Source organism: Rhizobium sp. FG113 (genome assembly GCF_057809895.1).
Genome location: NZ_JBMDKV010000012.1, coordinates 1 through 16164, shown reverse-complemented (window position 1 = coordinate 16164; position 16164 = coordinate 1). Strand labels below are relative to the sequence as shown.

15 protein-coding genes are annotated in these 16164 nt (G+C 63.6%); 9 read left to right on the top strand and 6 right to left on the bottom strand.

Annotated elements, in window-relative coordinates:
* Positions 1-202: 202 nt before the first annotated feature.
* Positions 203-1402 (bottom strand): FAD-binding protein, encoded by a 1200-nt coding sequence (locus tag ACODTZ_RS23320; protein ID WP_489028484.1) that lies wholly within the window; start codon positions 1400-1402, stop codon positions 203-205.
* Complete coding sequence (locus ACODTZ_RS23315; protein WP_489028482.1) at positions 1399-2838, bottom strand: FAD-binding oxidoreductase; 1440 nt, start codon at positions 2836-2838, stop codon at positions 1399-1401. The genes ACODTZ_RS23320 and ACODTZ_RS23315 overlap by 4 nt, the downstream gene beginning before the upstream one ends.
* Before the next feature lie 134 nt (positions 2839-2972).
* On the opposite strand from ACODTZ_RS23315, the gene ACODTZ_RS23310 reads away from it, so the two are divergent.
* Positions 2973-3869, top strand: a complete 897-nt coding sequence (locus ACODTZ_RS23310; protein WP_489028480.1) for a LysR family transcriptional regulator — start codon at positions 2973-2975, stop codon at positions 3867-3869.
* Between the two features lie 3 nt (positions 3870-3872).
* Here the strand turns inward: ACODTZ_RS23310 and ACODTZ_RS23305 are convergent, their stop codons facing one another.
* Positions 3873-4724: a LysR family transcriptional regulator gene (locus ACODTZ_RS23305; protein ID WP_489028720.1), complete on the bottom strand. Its 852-nt coding sequence runs from the start codon at positions 4722-4724 to the stop codon at positions 3873-3875.
* A gap of 102 nt (positions 4725-4826) precedes the next feature.
* Between ACODTZ_RS23305 and ACODTZ_RS23300 the strand changes: the two genes are divergently transcribed.
* Together ACODTZ_RS23300 and ACODTZ_RS23295 are read left to right on the top strand one after the other, a co-directional pair.
* Positions 4827-5825 (top strand): zinc-dependent alcohol dehydrogenase family protein, encoded by a 999-nt coding sequence (locus ACODTZ_RS23300; protein WP_489028478.1) that lies wholly within the window; start codon positions 4827-4829, stop codon positions 5823-5825.
* A 92-nt stretch (positions 5826-5917) separates the two neighbouring features.
* Positions 5918-6829 carry an agmatinase gene (locus ACODTZ_RS23295; protein ID WP_489028476.1) on the top strand — a complete coding sequence of 304 codons (912 nt, stop codon included), beginning with the start codon at positions 5918-5920 and terminating at the stop codon, positions 6827-6829.
* A 13-nt stretch (positions 6830-6842) separates the two neighbouring features.
* Here the strand turns inward: ACODTZ_RS23295 and ACODTZ_RS23290 are convergent, their stop codons facing one another.
* The gene (locus ACODTZ_RS23290) at positions 6843-8000 is read right to left on the bottom strand and encodes an adenosylhomocysteinase (RefSeq protein WP_489028474.1); all 1158 of its coding nucleotides are present in this window, start codon (positions 7998-8000) and stop codon (positions 6843-6845) included.
* A gap of 448 nt (positions 8001-8448) precedes the next feature.
* On the opposite strand from ACODTZ_RS23290, the gene ACODTZ_RS23285 reads away from it, so the two are divergent.
* The 5 genes from ACODTZ_RS23285 (at position 8449) to ACODTZ_RS23265 (ending at position 13774) form a co-directional block, all read left to right on the top strand.
* A complete protein-coding gene (locus ACODTZ_RS23285; protein WP_112979930.1) occupies positions 8449-8961 on the top strand; it encodes an NUDIX hydrolase in 513 nt (170 codons plus the stop codon).
* A gap of 64 nt (positions 8962-9025) precedes the next feature.
* The gene (locus tag ACODTZ_RS23280; RefSeq protein ID WP_489028472.1) at positions 9026-10525 is read left to right on the top strand and encodes an inorganic phosphate transporter; all 1500 of its coding nucleotides are present in this window, start codon (positions 9026-9028) and stop codon (positions 10523-10525) included.
* 13 nt (positions 10526-10538) lie between these two features.
* Entirely contained in the window at positions 10539-11279 is a 741-nt protein-coding gene (locus tag ACODTZ_RS23275) for a 16S rRNA (uracil(1498)-N(3))-methyltransferase (RefSeq protein WP_489028470.1), read from the top strand.
* 146 nt (positions 11280-11425) lie between these two features.
* Positions 11426-12799, top strand: a complete 1374-nt coding sequence (locus ACODTZ_RS23270; RefSeq protein WP_489028468.1) for a glutamate--cysteine ligase — start codon at positions 11426-11428, stop codon at positions 12797-12799.
* 99 nt (positions 12800-12898) lie between these two features.
* A complete protein-coding gene (locus ACODTZ_RS23265) occupies positions 12899-13774 on the top strand; it encodes a DUF937 domain-containing protein (RefSeq protein ID WP_489028718.1) in 876 nt (291 codons plus the stop codon).
* 97 nt (positions 13775-13871) lie between these two features.
* On the opposite strand, the gene ACODTZ_RS23260 is transcribed toward ACODTZ_RS23265, so the two are convergent.
* Positions 13872-14171, bottom strand: a complete 300-nt coding sequence (locus ACODTZ_RS23260) for a YjiS-like domain-containing protein (RefSeq protein WP_047508238.1) — start codon at positions 14169-14171, stop codon at positions 13872-13874.
* Between the two features lie 203 nt (positions 14172-14374).
* Between ACODTZ_RS23260 and ACODTZ_RS23255 the strand changes: the two genes are divergently transcribed.
* Complete coding sequence (locus ACODTZ_RS23255) at positions 14375-15331, top strand: LysR substrate-binding domain-containing protein (RefSeq protein ID WP_018898533.1); 957 nt, start codon at positions 14375-14377, stop codon at positions 15329-15331.
* 25 nt (positions 15332-15356) lie between these two features.
* Here ACODTZ_RS23255 and ACODTZ_RS23250 read toward each other — a convergent pair whose 3' ends face one another.
* Entirely contained in the window at positions 15357-16001 is a 645-nt protein-coding gene (locus ACODTZ_RS23250) for a TetR/AcrR family transcriptional regulator (RefSeq protein ID WP_047508486.1), read from the bottom strand.
* Positions 16002-16164 lie beyond the last annotated feature (163 nt).

Below are 16164 nucleotides of genomic sequence, written 5' to 3'. Positions count from 1 at the left end.
CCCTTATTGCTGCGTTGGTGGGTGTGGTACCCCCCTCTGCCCTGCCGGGCATCTCCCCCACAAGGGGGGAGATTGGCTGGGCGCAACCGCTCGTTCCACTCCCATTGGTTGGCTGAGAGCAAGCCACGAGTCGATCTCCCCCCTTGTGGGGGAGATGTCCGGCAGGACAGAGGGGGGTATGCAACACGGCACAGCATCCAACTCACCCCATCTTCCCCGGACTGAAAATCCCCGCCGGATCGAACTTCTCCTTCACCCGCGCCGACAGCAGCGCCACGGCATCGACCTGCGGCTCGAACGCCGAGGTCGCCGCGCGCATCGAAGCCGGCGCGCGCATCAGCGTGGCGTGGCCGCCGCCGAGTGCCGCCATGAAGCGGCGCAGCACGTCGGCTTCGGCATCCGCTTCCATGCGCATCCAGACGAGACCGCCCTGCCAATCGTAAAAGGCGTCGACGCCGGTCTCCAGCCTCAGTGCCGCGACCAGCTGGTGGCCGACGGAGGGCGCCATCGAGACGCGCCAGACGGGGCGCTGGCCGCCATCGGCGTAGGGTTTCACGTCGCGGATTTCGCGCCAGAGGGCGGCGCTGTCATCCTTACCGAGGCGCGCGACGGGGCCGAAGGCCGACATGGCGGCGGCGAGCTTTTCGGCCCTCGTTGCAACGGAGGCCGGCAGGCCTTCGATGCGCAGCACGGTCGCCTCGCCCTCGGGCAGGCGATTGCCGAGGAAGGTCCAGGCGACGGTCATGGGCAAATGTGCGGCGCCCGAAACCTCGACCGGCAGCGCCATTGCGGCAGCCATGGCATTGGCGGCCTCGGCGTCGTTGAGGCCCGAGATCACGACCGTCGCTTCCGACTTGGGCCTCGGCGGCACGCGGAAGGTGACCTCGGTGATAAGGCCGAGCGTGCCGTGCGAGCCGGCCATCAGCTTGACGAGGTCGAGGCCGGTGACGTTCTTCATCACCCGCCCGCCGGCCTTGATCGCCTCGCCGCGTCCATTGACGAAGCGGACGCCGAGCAGGCTGTCGCGGGCGGCACCCGATATCAGGCGGCGCGGGCCGGAGACGTTGGCGGCGAAGACGCCGCCGATGGTCGGCTCACCCGATGTGCCCATGAGGGGGCGGTGATCCATCGGCTCAAAGGCCATGGTCTGACCACTCTCGGCCAACGCCGCCTCGATTTCCGCAAGCGGTGTGCCGGCGCGGGCGGTGAGCACCATCTCGCCGGGGTTATAGGCGACGATGCCCGACAGCGCGGTCGAGCGCAGGCGGTGTTCGGCCGTCACAACATTGCCGAAACCGGAGCGGGTGTTGCCGCCCGCAACGGCAAGCGGCGTACCGGCCTGCGCATGGGCGCGGATGATCTCGGCGGCTTCCTCCTCGGTGGTTGGGCATAGCTCGATCATGCGGGTTGGCGCCCTTCGAGCGGGAAGACCTTGGAGGGATTGAGCAGCCAGCCGGGATCGAAGGCGGCGCGGACGGCCATCTGCTGGGCGAGATCGGCATCGAAATATTGATGGCGCATCAGATCGCGCTTCTCGATGCCGACGCCATGCTCACCGGTGAGACAGCCGCCGGCATCGACGCAGAGTTTCAGTATTTCCATTCCGGCCGTCTCGGCGCGGGCAGCGTCCTCGGGATCATTGGCGTTGAAGAGGATGAGCGGGTGCATGTTGCCATCACCCGCGTGGAAGACATTGGCGACGCGCAGGCCGTGGCGCTCGATGATCTCGGATGTCTTCTTCAGCACGTAGGAGAGCTGGCTGAGCGGCACGGTGCCATCCATGCAGATATAATCGGCGATGCGGCCGGTGGCGCCGAAGGCGGATTTGCGGCCCTTCCAGATGAGCGCTGCTTCCGTCGCCGACTGGCATTCGCGCACGGTGCTGACGCCATGGCGGCGGGCGATGTCGACGATATCCTTCAGCATATCGTTCATCTCGGCCTCGGAGCCCTCGACCTCGACGATGAGAAGCGCTCCGACATCGAGGGGATAACCGGCCTTGGCGAAGGCCTCGCAGATCTCGATCGCGGGCTTGTCCATGAACTCGATGGCGACGGGGATGATGCCGGATGCGATGATATCGGCGACGCAGGAGCCCGCCTCCTCAGAGGTCGGGAAGCCGAAGAGCACCGGCCGCGCGCCTTCCGGCTTGGCGATCAGCCGCACCGTGGCTTCGGTCACGATGCCGAGCTGGCCCTCATGACCGCAGACGAGGCCTAGGAGATCATAGCCGCCGGCATCCAGCCCCTTTCCGCCGAGATCGATGACCGTGCCATCGACCAGCACCATTTTCACGCCGAGCAGATTGTTGGTGGTGACGCCATATTTCAGACAGTGGGCGCCGCCGGAGTTCATGCCGATATTGCCGCCGATGGTGCAGGCAAGCTGCGAGCTCGGATCGGGCGCGTAGAAGAAGCCATCGGCGGAGACGGCTTCGGAAATGTTGAGATTGGTGACGCCGGCCTCGACCACCGCAGCGCGATTGAAAAGGTTGATCTCGATGATGCGGTTCATCTTCGAGACGCAGACGACGACCGCATCCTCCTGCGGAATGGCGCCGCCCGACAGCGAGGTGCCGGCCCCGCGCGGGACGACGGGGATGCCGTAGCGATGGCAATATTTCATCACCGCCGCGACTTCTGCCGTGCTGCGTGGGAGCGCGACCGCAAGCGGCATGCGGCGGTAGGAGACGAAGGCGTCGGTCTCGAAGGGCATGAGTTCGCGCAGCTCGGAAACCAGACATTCCGGCGGCAGGAGATCGGCGAGATCGGCAATAATCTGCCGGCGGCGCGCCATGACATCGGCGCGCGGGGCGAGAAACGAAATGGCGTCGGACATGCCTTTCCTCCCTTCTCCATCCAAGGAGAAACCGGCTGTATCCTCCATACTGCCAAGGCTTCGGGCTTAACACTTTCCCCAATTCGGCGCAAATGCTAAGCACTTATGACAAAATAAGAAATTATCGGGGCGACATGACCAATCTGGGGGATCTCGAAATCTTCGCCAAGGTGGCGGCGACGGGCAGCATGTCGCTTGCCGGGCGGGCGCTAGGCTTCTCGCCGGCGGTGGTTTCCAAGCGCATCAAGCGGCTGGAAGACCGGCTGGGAACGCGGCTCCTGCAGCGCACGACGCGGCAGATCTCGCTCACCGAAGCCGGCCAGGGTTTTTATGACCGGGTGCTCGGCATTCTGGCCGGGCTCGAGGAGGCGGAGTTCTACATTTCCGGCCGCTCGGCGCAGATGCATGGAACGCTGAAGGTCTCGGCGCCGACCTCCTTCGGGCGCATGCATATCGCGCCGCATCTGAAGCGCTTCATGGACGCCCATCCCGATCTCGCCATCAACCTCGTGCTGTCAGACGAGTTCAGCGATATCGTCGGCGGCGGGTTCGATCTGGCGATCCGCATCGCGGAGCTTACCGATTCCAGCCTCGTCGCCCGCCGCCTGGCGCCGGTGCGCCGGGTGCTCTGCGCCTCGCCGGCTTATCTCAAGGCCAATGGCACGCCCGATAGCATCGACGATCTCAAGCGGCATCGCTGCCTGCCGGCGCATAATAACGATGTCTGGCGGCTCGAGGGGCCTGAGGGCGCGCTGTCGATCCGGCCGGAGGGTATGCTCGTCACCAATTCCAGCGAGGTGATCCGCGAGGCCGTGATTGCCGGCCTCGGCATCGCGCTGCGCTCGACCTGGGATATCGGCGCGGAGCTGAAATCCGGCCAGCTGGTGCAGGTGCTAACGGCCTATGAGGGATCGCGAAACGTGACGCTGTCGGCCGTCTACCCAAGCCGCCAGTTCCTGCCGGCCAAGGTGCGGCTGTTCATCGATTATCTCGCAGAGCTTTATGGGCCCGTGCCCTATTGGGAGCGGTGACGGTCAGTTGGCCAGCCGCTCGATGACGTGATCGAGCAGCGCGCGCAGCCGCGCCATGCGCTTCATGTCGCGGTGATAGCCGACCCAGGTGTCGCGCCCCGGTGGCGGCTCGCCGAGATCGACGCGCTCGATCGCGGCCATGCTGTCGCCAAGCGGACGCGGCAGCACGGCGAGGCCGGCGCCGTTGGCGCAGAGCGTTGCCTGCACATCGCGATTGTTGCTGCGAAGCGCGATCGACGCCTTCGGCAGCAGGCGCTGAAGCCACAAGACATCGGGCATGCCGCCGAAGGCCTCGTCCATGGTGACCAAGCGCGCACCCTCCCCGTCTCCTGCAACAGGATGTGGCAGGCCGCGCCTGATATAGAGGCCGTATTCGATGCGCATCAGCCGGCGGGAGATCACTTCCGGCTCCGTGAAGGGCGCGATGCGGAAGACGAGGTCGGCCTCGCGCCGGGAGAGACTGAGCAGGCGGCTATCGGTCAAAAGCTCGACGACAACCCTGGGATAGGCGAGCGAAAACTCGGCAATGACGGGCGCCAGAAGATGGGTGCCGAACCAATCCGAGGACGAGAGGCGCAGAAAGCCGGTGAGGTCGCTGGCGGTGCCTGCGAGTTCGCGCTGCAGGGCGAGCGCCTCGTCCTCTATCCGCTCGGCATGGGCGAAGACCGCAACGCCTTCGTCGGTCAGCACGAAACCATCGGCGGTGCGCTGGAAGAGCGTCTGGCCGAGCGCTGCCTCAAGGGCGCGCAGACGCCGGCCCATGGTCGGCTGGGTCAGCCCGAGGCTGCGCGCGGCCGCACCCAAGGTGCCCAGCCTGGCAATGACCAGGAACAGCCTAAGATCGCTCCACTCCATGCTCAACCCAAACATTTTTGCATGATCTTCATACGTTATCTATGATTTCCATTCGATCTTCAACGGCGCATCCTTCTTTCACAAACACGAAAGGAGTGTTCCATGTCTTCGAAATCCACGATGAAAGCGCTTCTGGTCGATGCACCGCAGGGCGCGTTTCGCCAGACGGAGATCGCCCGGCCCGAGGCCGCAAAAGGCCAAGTCCTGGTGCGCATCCAGGCCAGCGGCGTCAATCCGCTCGACACCAAGATCCGCGCCGGCAACGCCGCCCATGCCCGCCATCCCCTGCCCGCCATCCTCGGCATCGACATGGCTGGGATCGTCGAGGCGGTCGGCCCTGATGTGAGCGGTTTCCGGCGCGGCGACGCGGTCTACGGCATGACCGGCGGGGTCGGCGGCATTCAAGGATCGCTGACTGAGTTCGCGGCAGTCGACGCCGATCTTATCGCGCTGAAGCCGAGCAATCTGTCGATGCGGGAAGCCGCAGCCCTGCCGCTCGCTGCGATTACCGCATGGGAAGGGCTTGTGGACCGGGCGAAGGTTGCGAGCGGCCAGCGCGTGCTCGTCATCGGCGGTGCCGGCGGGGTCGGGCATATCGCGGTGCAGATCGCCCGGGCTGTCGGCGCCGACGTCTACGCAATCGATGGTGCGGCGAAGGCCGACTATCTCCGCAGCCTAGGCGCGACCGCGGTCGACCGCGCGGTTGGAACCATCGAGGATCACGTCGCGACCTATACTAGCGGGCGTGGCTTCGATGTCGTCTACGACACGGTCGGCGGCGCCGGGCTCGACATGGCGTTCAAGGCGGCGAGCCGGTTCGGCCATGTCGTGAGCGCGCTCGGCTGGGGCACGCATGCGCTGGCGCCGCTCTCGTTCAAGGCGGCGAGTTATTCCGGCGTATTCACGCTGCTGCCCTTGTTGAGCGGCGAAGGCCGCGCGCATCACGGCGAGATCCTGCGCGAGGTGACGCGACTGGCCGAAGCGGGCAAGCTGTTGCCGCGCATGGACAGCCGGCGGTTTTCGCTTGCCGATGTCGCCGAGGCGCACAGGTTGATCGAAAGCCGCGAGGCTGAGGGCAAGCTGGTGGTCGAGATCGATTGAGGCTCGGTTACAGCGCTCAACATTCCCATGGACGTTGAGCGCCGCCGGTGTTTGAGTGCATGCGCCCACCGAACAATGATCCGGATCCCACAATGACCGCTTCGCCTGCCTTTCTTGGTCTGAATTCTCATATGCCCGACGGCGCCACGCCTCGCATGGTGATCTTCGGCGCCGCTCACGGCAGCACCTATCGCGGCAAGGACAGCAGCGGCTACGCGACTGCGGCCAATGCCATCCGCGCCGCGAGCCAGGAAGACGCACCACTTGTCGAGCATTGGGATTTTGATCTCGGCGGACCGCTTTTTGACGGCAAGCCTGTATGCTGCTTTGATGCCGGTGATTTGCCGACGGAGATGCATGACAACGCGCGGAACCGAGCGCTGATCGAGGCAAAGACACGGGAAATACTGGCGATGTCAGCCGTGCCGATCCTGCTCGGCGGCGACGATTCCGTCCCTATTCCGTTCCTCGCCGGCTTCGCGGATCACGGGCCGATCTGGATTGTCCAGATCGATGCACATATCGACTGGCGCGATGAGCTCCATGGCGAGCGTCACGGTTATTCCAACCCGATGCGCCGGGCGAGCGAGATGGGACATATCGCCGGGATGGTGCAGGTGGGCATGCGCGGCGTCGGAAGCGCTCGGCGCAGTGAGATCGAGGCAGCCGAGGCCTATGGCAGCCGCTTCGTCACCGCTCGCGAGGTTCGCTCCCTCGGCGTCGACGCCGCCCTCCGGCATATTCCCGAAGGCGCGCGGGTCGTGATCACATTGGACTGCGATGGCCTCGACCCCAGCCTCATGCCCGGCGTGGCTGCCCGATCGCCCGGTGGCCTTACCTACACACAGGTCATCGATCTGATTGCCGGCGTCGGCAGACGAGGCCGGATCGTCGGCTTTGACCTCGTCGAACTCTATCCGCCTGCAGACATTGACGGTATTTCCGCGCTAACGGCAGCGCGGCTGGTCACCAACGTCATCGGGACGATCGCGCGCCAGCCCTGACGAGCTTTCGCGGCTACCGCGCCAGATCGAGATAGGCGCTCGCCACCATCGCGTCGATATCCGCAGGCACCGGCACGATGCAGGCTTCGGGGCCGACGCCGCCTTTGGCCACGCGTTCTAGGCAGCGGACCTGCAGGGTGAAGCCGAGGTCCATGGATTCCACCGAGTTCCCAAGTGGGCGCGGGCCGGCGAGGTTCGCCATATGGCCGCCGCCCAGGATGTGGAGGGCGCGGCCGTCCTTCAGGTGAAGGGTCTCGATGCCATCGGCCTCATAGCGATCGGTCGCGACGACGTCCTCATGGGCGCGGAAGGCGGCGACGTCGATCTCGTTGGGGAAGTGGCCGCCGTTCATCAGGATGGCGCCGTTCTTGATCAGCGGCAGGTCCTTCAAGGTGATGATATCGGGATGGCCGGTGACGGTGACGAGCACGTCTGCGGAGCGGATGGCGTCATCGCGCAGCGGTGTGACAAAACCATCCAGATGCGCTTCGAGCGTGGTGACAGGATCGATATCGACGACGCTCACCTGCGAGAAGGCATTGCGGAAGCAGGCGGCCGTGCCCTTGCCGCAGGCGCCATAGCCGAAGACCGTGACGCGCTTGCCGTTGGTGGAGCGATTGGTGAAGCGCATGTAGCTCTCGAACAGGCTCTGGCCGACGGCATGCTTGTTTTCGGCGAACTGCTTGATCGGACTGTCGTTGATGACGAGGATCGGCATGTTCAGCCTGTCGCGCAGCGGCAGCAGCCGGGTGCGGCCGGAAGTGGTCTCCTCGGTGCCACCAAGGAGATTGGCGTAGGGGCTTTCCGCTGCGATGGCGAAGAGATCACCGCCATTGTCGAGCAGCAGATCCGGCTTCTCGGCAACCACGGCAACAAGGCTCTGATGATGCGCGGCGGGGTCGGTGGTCTGGGTGGCGAAGACGGTGATGCCCTGGCTGCGCAGATATTCCACGGTCGCCGGCTGGGTGCTGTTCAGGTTGCCGGTGCAGACCAGACGCGCGCCGCCAGCGTTGAGCGTCATCAGAAGTGCCACCGTTTTCGGTTCGAGATGGATGCCGGTGCCGATCGTCAGGCCCTCAAAGGGGCGGGTATCGCGGAACTCCGCCGCCGTTGCCTGCAGCAGCCGGCAGCTCCCTCCGATCCAATCGATGCGCGTTGCTTCCGATACCATGAACCATCCTCCTGTTTTCGACGCATTGATAAGCCGAATGACGGGTGGCGACCAAGGATATTTTTTCGCGGAGAGCGACGCAAACACGACGACTCACCTGCGGCAGATCACCTGCCTCAGCAGGCTTTGAGGGTCAAAATTACCCCATCAGGATGTTAGCCGGACAATCTTTTCTGTGGAGAACCGACGCAGAATTGCCAATGTTTGGGGCTATCGGCATGCGGCATCACGTCCCGATTGATTATGACGAAAGTCGATATCATATTGAATGGCACTCGACGTGACGGAAATAGAGCATTCGATGGCGGTTTTTTGAAACCGAAACCAAAACGAAAGGCTCTATTGATAGATATAAAGCCTGAACCGAAAGCAAAACACACACATGGATCGCGCAAGCTTTCCATGAGACACTAATATACGCACCCAACCGATAAAGGTGACCTGACCGTTGAGCCTACTTGCCCGCCTCGCCTCCGATGTTCAGCTGATGTTCCGGCGCCCTCCGCGCCAGCAATATGCTGCGCTCTGCTACCGGACGAAGGGCAAGACCGGCGCGCTTGAGGTGCTGCTTCTGACCAGCCGCGACACCGGCCGCTGGGTGATCCCCAAGGGATGGCCGATGGACGGCAAGACCTCCTACGAGGTCGCCGCCCGCGAAGCTTACGAGGAAGCGGGCGTACGCGGGACGGTCGAGAGCCAGACGATCGGCTGCTACCACTATCCCAAGGTGCTGAAGAACGGGCTGAAGGTGACCTGCAAGGTTCAGGTCTATGTGCTCGAGGTCTCGACGATCGCCAAGAGCTTCAAGGAAAAGGGCGAGCGGCGTTACGAGTGGGTCTCCTGCGAAGAGGCCGCCAAGCGCGTCAACGAGCCGGAACTGCGCGATCTCTTCCTGCTCTTCAAACGCCGCATGACGGAGCAACTCGAGCCGCTGGCGCTGCAACAGATTCCGGCTGAATGATTCCTGCCATCTTGCGCTGCTAGAATTCGCGGCGCAAAAGCGGGCCTCAATCACAAGGAACAGCATGCCCGAACGCCCCACCGTCCTCACCAAACGAACGCTCGACAAGGATCTCGACAAGCTCACGCAGGTCGAGGACGCGTCGAAATACGTCTCGCGCAAGCTGGTGGCGCCTGGGATCGGCCTCGTCTTCCTCGGCCTCGCCATGCTTTTTGCGGCGATCTACGTCTTCGATCGCCCCGGCGCCGGTCTGGTGATCGCGGCGGCCGCCCTTGCTGCCTACATGGCCATGAACATCGGCGCGAACGACGTGACCAACAACGTCGGCGCTGCCGTCGGCGCGCGGGCCATGACCATGGGGCAGGCACTCGTCATCGCCGCTATCTTCGAGATCCTCGGCGCGACGATATCGGGTGGCGCGGTGGTGAAGACGATCTCGTCCAGCATCCTCGATCCCTCGCAGATCCCGCCCGCCACGCTCTCCTGGATCATGATGGCAGCGCTGATGGCGGCCGCACTCTGGATCAACCTCGCGACATGGCTGCACGCGCCCGTTTCAACCACGCACTCGATCGTCGGCGCGGTGATCGGCGCGGGCGTGGGCGCGCTCGGGCCGGGGCCCGTCAACTGGCGGGTGCTGGCCGAGATCACCTCCAGCTGGATGACCTCGCCGCTGATCGGCGGTGTGATTGCCGCCGGCATGCTCTATCTCGTCAAGACGCTGATCATCTACCGCGAGGACAAGATTACCTCGGCCAAGCGCTGGGTGCCCGTGCTCATCGCGCTCATGGTGGGCGGCTTCACCGCCTACATGATCCTGCAGCTTGAAAGCATGAACGCGTTCTCGGCGTCGACGATCATCCTGCTCGGGATCGCGGCGGGCGTGGTCGGCTGGCTCGTGGCGCGGCCGCTGGTCAATAGGCGGGCGCAGGGGCTGGAGAACCGCAACAGCTCGCTGCGGGTGCTGTTCCAGATGCCCCTGATCGGCGCGGCAGCGTTGCTCTCCTTCGCTCACGGCGCCAACGACGTGTCCAATGCCGTCGGCCCGCTTTCGGCGATAGTTCGCGTTTCCTTCGACCAGCCGCTCGTCCGCGGGCTGGCTCCGCCACTCTGGGTGATGCTGATCGGGGCGCTCGGCATTTCGGTCGGTCTGCTGCTCTTCGGGCCGCGCCTGATCCGCCTTGTCGGTGAGCAGATCACCAAGCTCAACCCGATGCGCGCCTATTGCGTGGCGATGGCGACGGCGTTTACCGTCATCGTCGCCTCCTGGCTCGGCCTGCCGGTCAGTACCACCCATATCGCGGTTGGTGCGGTGTTCGGTGTCGGCTTCTTTCGTGAATGGTACACCCGCAACTCCAAGCGCCGGATCGAATACATGCGCCGCAAGGCCGAGGTCTGGATGCTGGAGGAGCCCGACGATCCCAATACCCACGAGGTGCGCCGGCGCCGGCTGGTTCGACGCTCGCACTTCATGACGATCATCGCCGCCTGGGTCATCACCGTGCCGGCATCCGCCGCGCTTGCGGCCGCGCTCTATTGGGTTATGGTCGCGCTCTTCGTTTAGCCAGGACATTTCGATGCGCGCCAATTTTAGAATGCAACGGCTGTTTGTCGCCGCACCCCTCTCCAAAGGCGTGGCGGCGGAGGCGACGCCGGACCAGTACAACTACCTCGCCAATGTGCTGAGGATGGGCGACGGCGCCGAGATCCTTGTCTTCAACGGCCGCGACGGCGAATGGAAGGCAAGGCTTTCGCTGCCCACCCGCAAGCGCATCATGATCGTGCCCGAGGAGCAAACGCGGCCGCAGCCGGAGCCTTCCGACCTGCATTATCTCTTCGCGCCGCTGAAGGTGGGGCGGCTGGATTATCTCGTGCAGAAGGCCGTGGAGATGGGCGCCGGCGTGCTGCAGCCCGTGATGACGCAGCACGTGCAGGGCAAAATCAACAATCTCGACAAGCTCCGCGCCAACGTCATCGAGGCGGCCGAGCAATGCGGCATTCTCGGCATCCCAGAGGTCGCCGAGCCGGTGCGGCTTTTCGACATGCTCGACGGATGGCCGAGCGACCGGCGGATCATCTATTGCGACGAGGGCGATGCCGGGCAGAACCCGCTGCCGATCCTCTCGGCGGTGAAGGAGCGCAAGCTGGCGCTGCTCGTGGGGCCCGAGGGCGGGTTTTCCGAGGACGAGCGCGCGCGGCTGCGCAGCCTCGATTTCGTGACCGCGATCCCGCTCGGACCGAGAATATTGCGCGCCGATACCGCAGCCGTTGCCGCCATGGCAGTGATACAGGCGGCACTCGGCGACTGGAACCAATAGCCGCGTGGGCAACGGGCCACAGTTGCTGGTATTTTTTTGATGGCTGGTTGAAACAATTTCACTTGCAACATACGTGCCAGCGGTCCTAATCACCCTTCCTACTGTCCGGATACTTTCCGGGCGTTTCCCGAATACAGGTTACTTGAATGGCTCGCGATACCACCGACCAGACCCCGCTCTCTTCGGTTCAGGAGCTGACCGATTATCTTGCGGCGGGAAACAAGCCGGAAGATAAGTTCCGCATCGGCACTGAGCATGAGAAGTTCGCCTTCTTCCGCGCCGACAACAGCCCGGTTCCCTATTTCGGCGAGAACAGCATTTCCGGCCTGCTGAAGGGTCTGGAAGCGAAGAGCGGCTGGGAGCCGATCCTCGACGGCGAAAACATCATCGGCCTTGCCGAGCCATCGGGCATGGGCGCGATCTCGATCGAGCCGGGCGGACAGTTCGAGCTCTCTGGCGCGCCGCTCGAAAACATCCACCAAACCTGCAAGGAATCCAACGCGCACCTAGCCGTGCTCCGCGAGATCGCCGAGCCGATGGGCATCCGCTTCCTTGGCATCGGCGGCAGCCCGAAGTGGACGCTGGCCGAGACCCCTGTCATGCCGAAGTCGCGCTACGGCATCATGAGCCGTTACATGCCGAAGGTCGGCACGCAGGGCCTCGACATGATGTACCGGACCTGCACGATCCAGGTGAACCTCGACTTCTCGTCGGAAGCCGACATGCGCAAGAAGATGCGCGTCTCGATGAAGCTGCAGTCGCTGGCAACGGCGCTGTTCGCCTCCTCCCCCTTCACCGAAGGCAAGCTGAACGGGCTGCAATCCTGGCGCGGCGATATCTGGCGCGACACCGACAACAACCGCTCCGGCCTGCTCGACTTCACCTTCCGCGACGATTTCAGCTTCAACGACTATGTTGAATGGGCGCTCGACGTGCCGATGTACTTCATCGTCCGCGACGGCCGCTACAAGGACTGTACCCACGTCACCTTCCGCCAGTTCATGAACGGCGCGCTGAAGGGCGAGATTGCCGCCTGGGAGCCGACGATGGGCGACTGGACCAACCATCTCTCGACGCTGTTCCCCGACGTGCGCCTGAAGCGCTTCCTCGAAATGCGCGGCGCCGATGGCGGCCCGTGGCGCCGCATCTGCGCGCTGCCGGCCTTCTGGGTTGGCCTGCTCTACGACGCAACGGCACTCGAGGCCGCCGACCAGCTGACCAAGGACTGGGGCTTCGACGAGGTCAACGCACTGCGCAACACGGTGCCGGCCGAGGGGCTGAAGGCAGCATTCCGTGGCCACACGCTTTACGATACGGCACGCGACGTGCTTGCCATTTCCAAGGCTGGCCTCAAGGCGCGCGGCAAGCTCAACAGCGAAGGCCAGGACGAGACGATCTTCCTGTCGCCGCTGGATGAGGTCATGGCCAAGAAGGCGACGCTGGCGGAAGACCTGCTGGCGCTCTACAACGGCCGCTGGAACGGCTCCGTGGAGCCCGCGTTCGAAGAGTACCAATACTAAGGGCAACCACTAAGCCCTTCTGCAAAAAGCGGTTTGCGCATTCCTTTTTCCGGCTATAGTGACGCGATCATGCGTCGCGAACCGGGAAAGGGCTTTTCCATGCTGCCACTCTTCGACATGATGATGCAGGCGCAGAACGGCGCGGCGATGGACGCGATCTCCAAGCAGTTCAACCTGGCGCAGGAACAGGCGACGCAGGCGATGGCCGCGCTGATGCCGGCTTTCTCGGCCGGGCTGAAGCGCAGCAGCAGCAACCCCTACGATTTCATGGGCCTGATGCAGGCGGTGTCGTCAGGCAACTATGCCAAGTATTTCGAGGATATGAGCAAGGCATTCACGCCGCAGGGGATCTCCGACGGCAACGACATCCTGGCGCAGCTCTTCGGCTCCAAGGACGTGTCGCGGGCAGTTGCGGCGCAGGCCGCGCAGATGACCGGGATCGGCCAGGAAATCTACAAGCAGATGCTGCCGATCATGGCCGGCACGCTGATGGGCGGGCTGTTCAAGCAATCGATGGGGCAGATGAATGCGCCGGTGAACCCTTTCGTCAACACGGCGATGGGCGAGAGCATCCAGCAGTGGCTGCAGGCCACCGGCTTCGCGCCGAAGCAGGCGCCGACGCCGGCACCGAGCATCTTCGACAATCCATTCACGCAGGCTATGCAGCTGATGTTCAGCGCGCCGAAGCCGGAGCCTCAAAAGGCGGCACCGGCCAATCCGTTCCTCGACAATCCCTTTACCAAGGCATTCCAGGACATGATGGGCAGCTTCGCCCAGCCCGCGCCGCAGAAACCGACGGAAACGCCGAAAGCCAGCGAAAAGACGGAGAAGGCGCCCGAGGCCTCCAGCTATATGGACATGCTGAACACCATGTTCGACAGCGGGCTTGAGGTGCAGAAGGGCTACCAGAAGAACATGGAAGCGATCTTCGAGAGCTACATGCCGAAGACGCCGCCCTCCTCCTCCAAGCCCTAAGAACGCGCATAAAAAAACCCGGAGACGACTGGGAGGTCGGCACCGGGCAAGAGGCAGGGTTATTGGCTATCACCCTGCGGGGAAAACTAGATTCGGCTCAATCCTGATTGAGCCGATGAAGCGAATTACGGCCGCGATTGCGCGCGGACCGCGTCAGCTGATCCGACGGATCCTCGAAGAAGGTGGACGCCAGGAAGGCCGCGTCGAGATCGGCCCGGGAAAGGCCGATATCCCTCAGCTGGTTGTCGTCGAGCTCGTGCAGCGCGTTGATCTCCATACGATTGCGGAACACGCGCAGTACGGATGCCAGCGTTGCGAAACCGGCGACGAGACGCTGCGAAAAGGTCTTGGTCGCGGGGTTGCAGTCGAGTTCTAATATCCGGTCTGTCGTGCGCATGGGATGATCCTTTCATGGGCGCGCAACAACCCGCCCTTTCCGCGCGATCGGGCACGGAGAGGCAAGTTGGTTTTCGAGCGGACAGGCCGATTTGCCTGGCCATCACTTTGATTGATTTGCAGCCACAAGATGCCAAAGGGCTATTGATCAGTCCAACGAATGTTTCTAATGATTAACATCAGAGATGTTTATAGGTGAGAACCATGGCCGCGCCTCTTGATATTGACCAGCTGCAGACCTTCATCGCCATCATCGATTCCGGCAGCTTCACCAAGGCCGCCGACCGGGTCTACAAGACGCAATCCGCCGTTTCGATGCAGATGCGCCGCCTCGAGGAGCGGATCGGCAAGCAGCTGTTCATCAAGGACGGCCGCGGCAACCGGCTGACGGTAGAGGGCGAGAAGCTGCTCAACTATGCCCGCCGCATCATCCGCCTCAACAACGAGGCGATCGCCGCCTTCGACGACAACCGGCTGGAAGGCACGCTCAGGATCGGCACGCCCGACGACTATGCCGAGCGCTACATGCCGGAGATCATCGGCCGCTTCGCCAAGACGCATCCGAATGTCGAGCTCTATATCGTGTGCGAGCCATCGGTCGATCTCGCCGAGCGCATGCACAGGGGCGAACTCGACATCGCGCTGGTGACGCATAATCCGCGCGTGCGCATGTCCGACGTGGTCAGGACCGAACCGCTCTGCTGGGTCGGTTCGGCCAACCATCCGATCCGCGACGATGCGCCGGTGCCGCTGGCCGTCGGCCGCCGCGACTGCCCGTGGAGGCAGACCGCCATAGCCGCGCTCGACGCGGGCGGGCGCGAACATCAAATCCTGTTCACCAGCTGGTCGTGCACCGTCATCGCGGCCGCGGTTCTCTCCGGGCTTGCTGTTTCGACCATGCCGGAATCGGCGCTACGCACCGGCATGAAGGTGCTGACCCAGGCGGACGGCTTCCCAGCGCTCCCCCCGGTGCAGATCGGCATCATGAAGCGGCCGGGCGTCTCGATCTCGCTGATGAACGCGATCACCGCACACATCACCGCCTGCCTCGACAACATCACGCCTGCCGTGGTGGAGGACAATCTCGACGCGGAGGTGAAGGGCACTTACGTGCGCGCCCAGCCGCGCCTGAAGGTCGCGAACACCGTGACCAGCTGGTAATTGGCACCAGCCGGTATCCGCATCATCAGCCGACCAGCTCCGCGGGCATGGCTGTAAAGAAGGACGTGCGCACGAGGCATTTGCATTCCTGCAGGATGCGTGCGGCGAAGAAGGGATCGCTTGTGACAGCGAGCCTGACCGACGAGCCGATCAGGTGGCTGAACAGATAGGTGCGCGCCTCGGTATCGACATCGCTGAGCTCTGGCGCGATGCGCTGGGCCGTTTCGCGAAAGATCCTGGCGATGCGGCTGTTGTGCTCCACGTTGAGCTGCGACAGGTCCTGATCGGTCTCGGTGCCGAGCCAGATGCCGAGGCTCGCGGCATCATTGCGATAGTCCTCATAATGCCAGTCGATTGTGGCTTCGAGCACATCGAGCGCTTCCGGTACGGATTGCACCGACGCGAAGGCGTCCGCGACCCTTGCGCGGATGGCCAGCGAATGGCGGTCGAACAGCGCTTTGACGATCGCCGCTTTCTCGGGGAAATACTGGTAGACCGAGCCGATCGGCACATTGGCGGCGACGGCGAGTTCGGTCATGCGCATGGCGCCGACACCCTTGGCCGCGATCAGCTCCGAGGCAGCGGACAAGATCAGGTCCAGCCTCTGAATACTGCGTTCCTGTTTCGGCTTCCTGCGGAGGCCAATGCGATCGAAGCTCCCGACGTTCATGTCGTTCCCCATCCCTCTTATTCGCAGACCGGACATTGCCCAAAACCGGCCCTTTCGGCCGATATGACATGCAGGCCTTCATGAGGCGTAAACGAGAAAGCTTGTATTCTAAAGCGTGTCGCATCTATTCAGCCTCATATCCTGCTGCCTTGAAGAAGTTTCG

Excerpts from the sequence above, each read along its gene's own strand:
- ACODTZ_RS23300 (WP_489028478.1), top strand. The coding sequence starts at position 4,827 with ATGTCTTCGAAATCCACGATGAAAGCGCTTCTGGTCGATGCACCGCAG.
- ACODTZ_RS23310 (WP_489028480.1), top strand. The coding sequence starts at position 2,973 with ATGACCAATCTGGGGGATCTCGAAATCTTCGCCAAGGTGGCGGCGACG.
- ACODTZ_RS23270 (WP_489028468.1), top strand. The coding sequence starts at position 11,426 with ATGGCTCGCGATACCACCGACCAGACCCCGCTCTCTTCGGTTCAGGAG.
- ACODTZ_RS23265 (WP_489028718.1), top strand. The coding sequence starts at position 12,899 with ATGCTGCCACTCTTCGACATGATGATGCAGGCGCAGAACGGCGCGGCG.
- ACODTZ_RS23260 (WP_047508238.1), bottom strand. The coding sequence starts at position 14,171 with ATGCGCACGACAGACCGGATATTAGAACTCGACTGCAACCCCGCGACC.
- ACODTZ_RS23275 (WP_489028470.1), top strand. The coding sequence starts at position 10,539 with ATGCGCGCCAATTTTAGAATGCAACGGCTGTTTGTCGCCGCACCCCTC.
- ACODTZ_RS23290 (WP_489028474.1), bottom strand. The coding sequence starts at position 8,000 with ATGGTATCGGAAGCAACGCGCATCGATTGGATCGGAGGGAGCTGCCGG.
- ACODTZ_RS23305 (WP_489028720.1), bottom strand. The coding sequence starts at position 4,724 with ATGGAGTGGAGCGATCTTAGGCTGTTCCTGGTCATTGCCAGGCTGGGC.
- ACODTZ_RS23280 (WP_489028472.1), top strand. The coding sequence starts at position 9,026 with ATGCCCGAACGCCCCACCGTCCTCACCAAACGAACGCTCGACAAGGAT.
- ACODTZ_RS23315 (WP_489028482.1), bottom strand. The coding sequence starts at position 2,838 with ATGTCCGACGCCATTTCGTTTCTCGCCCCGCGCGCCGATGTCATGGCG.
- ACODTZ_RS23320 (WP_489028484.1), bottom strand. The coding sequence starts at position 1,402 with ATGATCGAGCTATGCCCAACCACCGAGGAGGAAGCCGCCGAGATCATC.
- ACODTZ_RS23250 (WP_047508486.1), bottom strand. The coding sequence starts at position 16,001 with ATGAACGTCGGGAGCTTCGATCGCATTGGCCTCCGCAGGAAGCCGAAA.
- ACODTZ_RS23255 (WP_018898533.1), top strand. The coding sequence starts at position 14,375 with ATGGCCGCGCCTCTTGATATTGACCAGCTGCAGACCTTCATCGCCATC.
- ACODTZ_RS23295 (WP_489028476.1), top strand. The coding sequence starts at position 5,918 with ATGACCGCTTCGCCTGCCTTTCTTGGTCTGAATTCTCATATGCCCGAC.